This window comes from Mitsuaria chitosanitabida ATCC BAA-476 = NBRC 102408 (genome assembly GCF_001598255.1).
In the GTDB taxonomy this organism is placed as follows: domain Bacteria; phylum Pseudomonadota; class Gammaproteobacteria; order Burkholderiales; family Burkholderiaceae_C; genus Roseateles; species Roseateles chitosanitabidus.
Window position 1 is genome coordinate 151,303 of the sequence record NZ_BCYP01000017.1, and the last position, 6,691, is coordinate 157,993.

8 protein-coding genes are annotated in these 6,691 nt (G+C 71.4%); 5 read left to right on the forward strand and 3 right to left on the reverse strand.

The genetic code is table 11. The features are described 5' to 3' along the window. The first annotated feature begins 222 nt into the window (after positions 1-222). The 4 genes from MCHT01_RS10865 to MCHT01_RS10880 all read left to right on the forward strand — a co-directional run bounded on the left by MCHT01_RS10865 (position 223) and on the right by MCHT01_RS10880 (position 3,516). Positions 223-882 carry a hypothetical protein gene (locus MCHT01_RS10865; RefSeq protein ID WP_067065358.1) on the forward strand — a complete coding sequence of 220 codons (660 nt, stop codon included), beginning with the start codon at positions 223-225 and terminating at the stop codon, positions 880-882. Between the two features lie 184 nt (positions 883-1,066). Next, complete coding sequence (locus MCHT01_RS10870) at positions 1,067-2,278, forward strand: thioredoxin family protein (RefSeq protein WP_067065359.1); 1,212 nt, start codon at positions 1,067-1,069, stop codon at positions 2,276-2,278. An 83-nt stretch (positions 2,279-2,361) separates the two neighbouring features. Then, entirely contained in the window at positions 2,362-3,048 is a 687-nt protein-coding gene (locus MCHT01_RS10875) for a response regulator transcription factor (protein WP_084452387.1), read from the forward strand. Between the two features lie 42 nt (positions 3,049-3,090). Further along, entirely contained in the window at positions 3,091-3,516 is a 426-nt protein-coding gene (locus MCHT01_RS10880; protein ID WP_084452388.1) for a response regulator transcription factor, read from the forward strand. On the opposite strand, the gene MCHT01_RS10885 is transcribed toward MCHT01_RS10880, so the two are convergent. From MCHT01_RS10885 to MCHT01_RS27360, 3 genes are all read right to left on the reverse strand, one after another. Continuing rightward, positions 3,449-4,933, reverse strand: a complete 1,485-nt coding sequence (locus MCHT01_RS10885) for a sodium:solute symporter family protein (protein ID WP_067065360.1) — start codon at positions 4,931-4,933, stop codon at positions 3,449-3,451. The genes MCHT01_RS10880 and MCHT01_RS10885 overlap by 68 nt on opposite strands. Continuing rightward, positions 4,930-5,127, reverse strand: coding sequence for a DUF3311 domain-containing protein (locus MCHT01_RS27980; RefSeq protein WP_067065375.1), 198 nt, complete (start codon positions 5,125-5,127; stop codon positions 4,930-4,932). Before MCHT01_RS27980 ends, MCHT01_RS10885 begins: the two co-directional genes overlap by 4 nt. Before the next feature lie 273 nt (positions 5,128-5,400). Continuing rightward, on the reverse strand, positions 5,401-6,492 hold the full coding sequence (locus MCHT01_RS27360) for a xanthine dehydrogenase family protein molybdopterin-binding subunit (protein WP_067065361.1): 1,092 nt from the start codon (positions 6,490-6,492) through the stop codon (positions 5,401-5,403). Positions 6,493-6,510: 18 nt separating this feature from the next. On the opposite strand from MCHT01_RS27360, the gene MCHT01_RS26205 reads away from it, so the two are divergent. Next, on the forward strand, positions 6,511-6,691 hold a 181-nt coding region (locus tag MCHT01_RS26205), incomplete at its 3' end, for a hypothetical protein (RefSeq protein WP_067065362.1).

Here is a 6,691-nt window from a genome sequence, read left to right on the forward strand (position 1 = left end):
CGGCGGCGGGGCATACGGCGGGCACGGCGGTGGAAACCGTCGTATGGGCGGATCCGCCGTTTGGTTGGATTGGTCGGCGCGGGGCGCTCTGGTCCAGTGAAACCCATCGCGGACACGAGCCCGGATGGCCCGGACACCGCGATCCGCCGACCCGTCGGCCGGCCGCCGTCATGACGCGAGCGGACCGGGACGCCGGGCGTCCCTGACCCAAGGAGTTTGACCATGAACCACCATGAAATCCCCCTGTTCCCGCCGCGGCGCTTCCAACCGCAGCGCCTGCTGATCGCGGCCACGCTGGGCTGCGCCCTGATGGCCGGCGTGATGTCGGTCGCGCTGGCCGAGCCGGCCGCGCCCGCCGCGGTCACCCGTGACCAGGTCGTCGCCGACCTGAAGGCCTATCAGGACTCCGGCCTGGCCGCGCTGGAGTCGGACGAGTCGCAATCGGAGATCGGCACGCCGGCCTGGCGCGCGGCGCGCGTGCGCTACCTGGCGCTGCGCGGCATCCCGGCCGACGGCGTGGCGAAGGCTCCCCTGACGCGGGCACAGGTCCTGACCGACCTGAAGCTCTATCAGCAGTCCGGCCTGGCCGACGCCGAGCGCCGCGACGGCGAGGAGTCCAACCAGTCCGCTTCCCTGCTGGCCGCGCAGGAGCGCTACGACCACCTGACGATGATGGACATGATGGACCGCCCGTTGACCCGCGCCGAGGTGCTGGCCGATCTGCAGGTCTATCGCGAGTCCGGCCTGGCCGCCTACGATCGCAGCGAAGGCGACGTGTCGCGCAGCAGCCCGGGTTACCAGCAGGCGCTGGCCCGCTACAAGCAGCTCCGGCGCGACGGCCATTACCAGCACCTGGTGATGGCGCTGGGCAAGTCGAGCTGAACGACGACCGCCGGTCGACCCTCGCCATGCTGGCCGAACGTCCGAGAACTCGAACAACAGCCGACGTCCGGCCGGCCTGGCGTGATTCCCTTTCCCGCTGGCGGGAGAGGGCGGGGCGTGGGGCCGGTGCCCCGCTCCCGCATCCGCTTCCCTGTCCTGATCCCATCTTCCCGTGGAGCCCGCGATGACGCTCTCCCTGCTTGCCCTCGGCGCCTGCGCGCTGATCCTCGCCCTTGCCGCCGGCGCCGTGCTGGCCGAATGGCCGCGGCGCTCCTTCACCCTGATCCTGCTGGCGGTGTCGAGCATCGCCAGCAGCAGCCAGGCCGCCTCGCCGCCGATCGAGGGCCCCGCGCCCGCGCTCAGCGGCGCGACCGGCTGGCTCAACTCGCCGCCCATCGACCTGGGCGCGCAGCGCGGCAAGGTCGTCGTGGTGAGCTTCTGGACCTACTCCTGCATCAACTGCCTGCGCGTGCTCCCCTATGTGCGCGCCTGGTCGCAGCGCTATGCGAAGCAGGGCCTGGTGGTGGTGGGCGTGCACTCGCCGGAATTCGCCTTCGAGAAGGATCCGGCCAACGTCTCGCGCGCGGTCAAGGACCTCAAGCTGAACTACCCCATCGCGCTGGACGACGGCTTCAAGGTCTGGCGCGCCTATGGCAACCGCTTCTGGCCGGCGCTCTACATCGTCGATGCCCAGGGGCGCATCCGGCATCACCAGTTCGGCGAGGAGGGTTCCGCCGAGACCGAGCAGGTCATCCAGTCCCTGCTGCGCGAGGCGATGCCGTCGGCCCCGACGTCGGCCTCGACCGCCATCGCCGCGGCGCCGGCCAAGGCCGCGAAGCCGTCCGCGGGCGGCAAGGGCGGTCTTGTCGCCGCCGCCCCCGCCGACGCGACGCCCATGCCCGTCGAGACCGACCTGAGCGGCGTCGGCATGCCGGCCGACCTGGACCACCTGCAATCGCCGGAGAGCTACATCGGCTACGCCCAGGCGACCGCGATGGCCGCGCCGGGCGCGCTGGCCCGCGATCGCGCCAAGCGCTACGTGATGAGCCGGCTCGACGCGAACGAGTGGTCGCTGTCGGGCAACTGGATCGTCGGCCCCGAGTACGCGACTGTCGATGAGGTCAACGGCGCGATCGGCGTGCGCTTCCACGCCCGCGACATGAATCTGGTGATGGGACCGCCGCCCGACGGCGGTCCGGTGAAGATCCTCGTGACGATCGACGGCCAGCCGCCGGGCGAGGACCACGGCGTCGACATCGACGCGCAGGGCAACGGCGTCGTCGACGCGACGCGGCTCTATCAGCTGGTGCGCCAGCGGGCGGTGCAGCGCGACCGGCGCGTCGAGATCCGGTTCCTGGGCGGGGGCGCGCGCGCCTATGCCTTCACCTTCGGATAACGCGCTCATCTCTTCGTATAGGGCGGCCCCCAGGGAGTCGCCCGCAGTGCTACCGTGCGCGCCAGCGCGAACAGGTGTCCGTCATGCAGCAAGTGTTTTCCCAGCCCGGCAAGCCGGCCCCTCATGCCGCCGGCTCGACGGACGCGGCGGTGCGCCGCACCGTCTTCATCGTCGACGACGAGGATCTGCTCCGCGGCTCGCTGGCCAGCCTGCTGCGCTCGATGGAGCTGGAGGTGAAGGACTTCCCCTCAACGGCGGCCTTCCTGGCGGCACCCAAGGTGACCGGTCCGTCCTGCCTGGTGCTGGACGTGCGCCTGCGCGGCGAGAGCGGCCTGGCCTTCCAGCAGTCGCTGGCCGGCCGCGGCCTGGGCCACCTGCCGGTGATCATCATGACCGGCCACGGGGACGTGTCGATGACGGTGCGGGCGATGAAGGCCGGCGCCCGCGACTTCCTCGAGAAGCCCTTCCGCGACCAGGACATGATCGACGCGGTCATCGCGGCGCTGGAGGTCGACGCGAAGCGCCTGACCGTCGAGCGCTCGCTGGAGGAGCTGCGCGGCTGCTGGGCCGCGCTGACGCCGCGCGAGCGCGAGGTGCTGGGCCATGTCGCCACCGGCCGGCTGAACAAGCAGATCGCTGGGGAAATGGGCATCGCCGAGATCACCGCCAAGATCCACCGCGGGCAGGGCATGCGCAAGATGCGCTCGCGCTCGGTGGCGGAGCTGGTGCGCAAGATGCAGGCGCTCGGCGTGATCCGCGAGACCGTCTGAGCGCCGGAGCCGCCGCCCGTGTCGATCCATCCCCCGGTCCCGATGACCGCCTCGGACCCGCCCGCGAGCACCGCCGCGCGGGGCGGTCCTGTCGCGGCCGCGCCCGAGGCCATCGTGGCCATCGTCGATGACGACCCTTTCGTGCGCGCCGCCACGGGCAGCCTGGTGCGCGCGTTCGGCTGGGCGGCCCACACCTTCGCGTCGGCGGAGGACTACCTGGCGGCCGGCCTCGCGCCGCGCACCGCCTGCCTGGTCTGCGACATCCAGATGGACCGGCTCGACGGCATCGGCCTGCTGGCGCGGCTGCAGCGGGACGGCGTCGCGCCGCCCACGCTGTTCATCACCGCCTTGACCTCGGAGACCGTGCGGCGACGCGCGCTGGGTCAGGGCGCGCTGTGCGTCATCGACAAGCCGATCGATGCGGCAGAGCTCGAGGAATGGGTGCAGCGCGCCATGTCAGGCGGCTGACGATCAGCAGCACCGCGGTGTTCAGCGCCAGGCCGACGAGGCCGATGTTGAGGTCGTGCACCCAGGCGGGCGCCATCGGCAGCAGCGTGCGCGTGGTGGCGCCGGTCACCACGGTCGCCGCGACGAAGCCCACGCCCACGACGATGCCGGCCATCGCCCCGAGGTGGTTGGCTCGGGGACGGCCGATCAGCACGCACAGCAGCGCGGGCGCGAGCTGGGTCACGATGCCGAAGCCCATCAGCAGCAGCGCCACGATGCTGGAGCCGCCCTTGAGCGTGAGCAGCACCGCGACCAGGGTCAGCAGCGGCGCGCCCAGGCGCGAGACGCGCACCAGCCGCGCGTCGTCGGCGTCGGGATGCAGCGGCCGGTAGAGGTTGCGCGCGAGCAGCGTCGAGGCCGAGATCAGCATGATCGAGCCCGGCACCAGCGCGGTGAGCATGCCCGCCGCGCCGATCACGCCGACGAACCAGGGATCGAAGGTCTGCAGCGAGAGCTTGAGCAGCGCCAGGTCGATCTGGCCGCCGGTGAGCCCCGGCACCTTCAGCACGGCTGCGTAGCCGGCGAGCATCGCGAACAGCATCACCAGCGCGTAGAGCGGCATCACGACGGCGTTCTTGCGGAAGCTGCGTTCGGTGCGGGCGGTGAAGACCGCGCTGAAGGCATGCGGCCAGAGATACATGCCCAGCGCCGACAGCGCGACGGTCGACAGGAACCAGGTGCCGTTGCGGCCGGGCTCCGCCAGCGCGAGGAAGCCGGGACGCGCCGCCTCGATGCGCTCGAACATCGCGCCGATGCCGCCGTGGTGATGGATCGGCAGGTACAGGCCGAGGAAGACGCAGACCGCCAGCACCAGCACGTCCTTGACCACGGCGGTCAGCGCCGAGCCGTGGATGCCCGACAGCATCACGTAGACCGTCATGGCGCTCGCGCCCAGCCACACGGCGGCGTCGGGGGACAGCGCGCCGTAGGACGTGAGCTCGACGATCAGGCCCAGGCCCTTCATCTGCACGACCAGGTAGGGCACCAGCGCCAGCAGCGCGACCGCGGCGACCAGCAGGCCGAGCGCGGGGCTGTCGTAGGCCTTGGCGAAGACCTCGGGCTGCGTCATCGCGCCATGACGGCGGGCCAGGCGCCAGATCGGCGGCAGCAGCCAGTAGGACATCACGAAGGCCAGGCAGGTGTAGACCAGGATGTAGAGCGCGGCGCCGCCGTGGCCGTAGGCGTAGCCGCTGGCGCCGAGGAAGGTGAAGGTCGTGTACAGCTCGCCGGCCATCAGGACGAAGACCAGCAGCGCGGAGAAGCCGCGGCCGCCGACGCTCCACTGCGCGAGGTCCATCTTCACGCCGCGTCGCGCGTGCAGCGCGATGCCGATGGACAGCGCCAGAGGCAGCAGGATCACGACAGCGGCGAGGTTCATGGTCCGGGCTCCTCGTCGACGCGGTTGGCGGGATCGAGCCGGTAGACGATGGCCATGACCACCGAGCAGAGCAGGGTGCCCGAGAGGATCCAGGCCATGAAGAAGGGCAGGCCCGCGATGAAAGGCCGCACGCGGTCGGCGATCAGCACGCCCAGCACGGCGTGCGCCACCGGCAGCAGGGCGAGCCAGGGCAGGCGCGAGGCTCGCCGTCCGGCCGCGGCGGCTTGGCCTCGCGAGCTCGCCTCGGTCGACGGTGTCGAACCCGAACCCGAACCCGAACCCGAAGCCGAAGCCGAAGCCGAAGCCGAAGCCGAAGCCGCCGCCGCCGCCGCCTCCGACGAGGATGAGGACGAAGACGACGACGACTCCAATGTCGAAGTCGAAGGCAATGCCGGGGACGTCGGCGTAGACGTAGGCGTAAGCGTGGGCGTGGGCGTGGGCGTGGGCGTGGGAGGCATGGCGGCTCGTCAGGCGGAGGTCGACCGGGCGTGCACGCCGCGACCCGTGGCCGCCAGCGCGCGCAGCACGGCGTCGGGCGTGGCCGGGGCCTCGCGCACGCGGGCGCCGGTGGCGTGGTGGATCGCGTTGAGAATGGCCGCGGCGGTGGGCACCAGCGCCGGCTCGCCGATGCCCTTGGCGCCGTAGGGGCCGATCGCGGTCGGCGCCTCGACGAAGACCGTCTCGACCTCGGGCATGTCGTGCACGGTCGGGATCAGGTAGTCGTGCAGGTTGTCGTTGCGACCGGGCAGGTATTGCTCCATCAGCGCCAGGCCCACGCCCTGCGCGACGGCGCCCTCGATCTGGCCCTCGAGCAGGGTCGGATTGACCATGCGGCCCACGTCGTGCGCCGCCACGACCCGGCGCACGCGCACGCGACCGGTCTCCAGATCCACCTCGACCTCCGCCATCTGCGCGCCGAAGGCATAGGTCGCGTAGGGCCGCCCTTGTCCGGTGGCGTTCAGCGCGACGGTGGGCGGATCGAAACGTTCCTCGGCGGCGATGGCGTAGCCGTGGGCGTCGACGGGGAGCTCGGCCAGCGACAGGCGGCGCACGATGGCCCCATCTCCGGCGCGCGCCGCGCCCGCTTCCGGGGACTGGCGTCGACCATCGGCATTGGCATCGGCATCGGCATCGGCATTGGCATTGGCATCGGCATCGGCATCGGCATCGGCATCGGCATCGGGCGGGCCTTTGACGCCGACCCAACCCGGCCCGAAGACGACCGGCGCGTCGGCCGGCGCGTCCAGCAGCGCGCGCACGCGGCGCAGAAGGGCGGTGCCGGCGAGGAAGGTCGCTCGCCCCGTCACGAAGGTCTGGCGCGACGCCGAGGTGCGGCCGCAGTCCGGCGTCAGATGCGTGTCCGCGCCGACGATGTGCAGCCGCGTGATGGGCACGCCGAGCGCGTCGGCGGCGATCTGCGGGATGACGGTGTTGGCGCCCTGGCCGGCATCGACGGCGCCTTGGTGCAGCACCAGCGTGCCGTCGGGCCGGAGCCCGATGCGCATCGTCGACGGATTGGGTGAGGCGGTGTTGCCACAGCCGTAGAAGAAGGCGGCCATGCCGACGCCGTAGCGGAGATGCGTGGATCGGCTCGCGGCGCCATCGCCCTGAACAGGGCGATCTGGGAACGATGGAGACTGCTGCTCCTGCTCCTGCTCCTGCTCCTGCTGATGCTGATGCTGATGCTGATGCTGATGCTGATGCTGATGCTGATGCTGATGCTGATGCTGATGCTGATGCTGATGCTGATGCTGATGC

Bases quoted from the DNA above. Each gene is read 5' to 3' on its own strand.
- MCHT01_RS10865 (WP_067065358.1), top strand. From the start codon at position 223: ATGAACCACCATGAAATCCCCCTGTTCCCGCCGCGGCGCTTCCAACCG.
- MCHT01_RS10880 (WP_084452388.1), top strand. From the start codon at position 3,091: ATGACCGCCTCGGACCCGCCCGCGAGCACCGCCGCGCGGGGCGGTCCT.
- MCHT01_RS10885 (WP_067065360.1), bottom strand. From the start codon at position 4,933: ATGAACCTCGCCGCTGTCGTGATCCTGCTGCCTCTGGCGCTGTCCATC.
- MCHT01_RS27360 (WP_067065361.1), bottom strand. From the start codon at position 6,492: ATGGCCGCCTTCTTCTACGGCTGTGGCAACACCGCCTCACCCAATCCG.
- MCHT01_RS10875 (WP_084452387.1), top strand. From the start codon at position 2,362: ATGCAGCAAGTGTTTTCCCAGCCCGGCAAGCCGGCCCCTCATGCCGCC.
- MCHT01_RS10870 (WP_067065359.1), top strand. From the start codon at position 1,067: ATGACGCTCTCCCTGCTTGCCCTCGGCGCCTGCGCGCTGATCCTCGCC.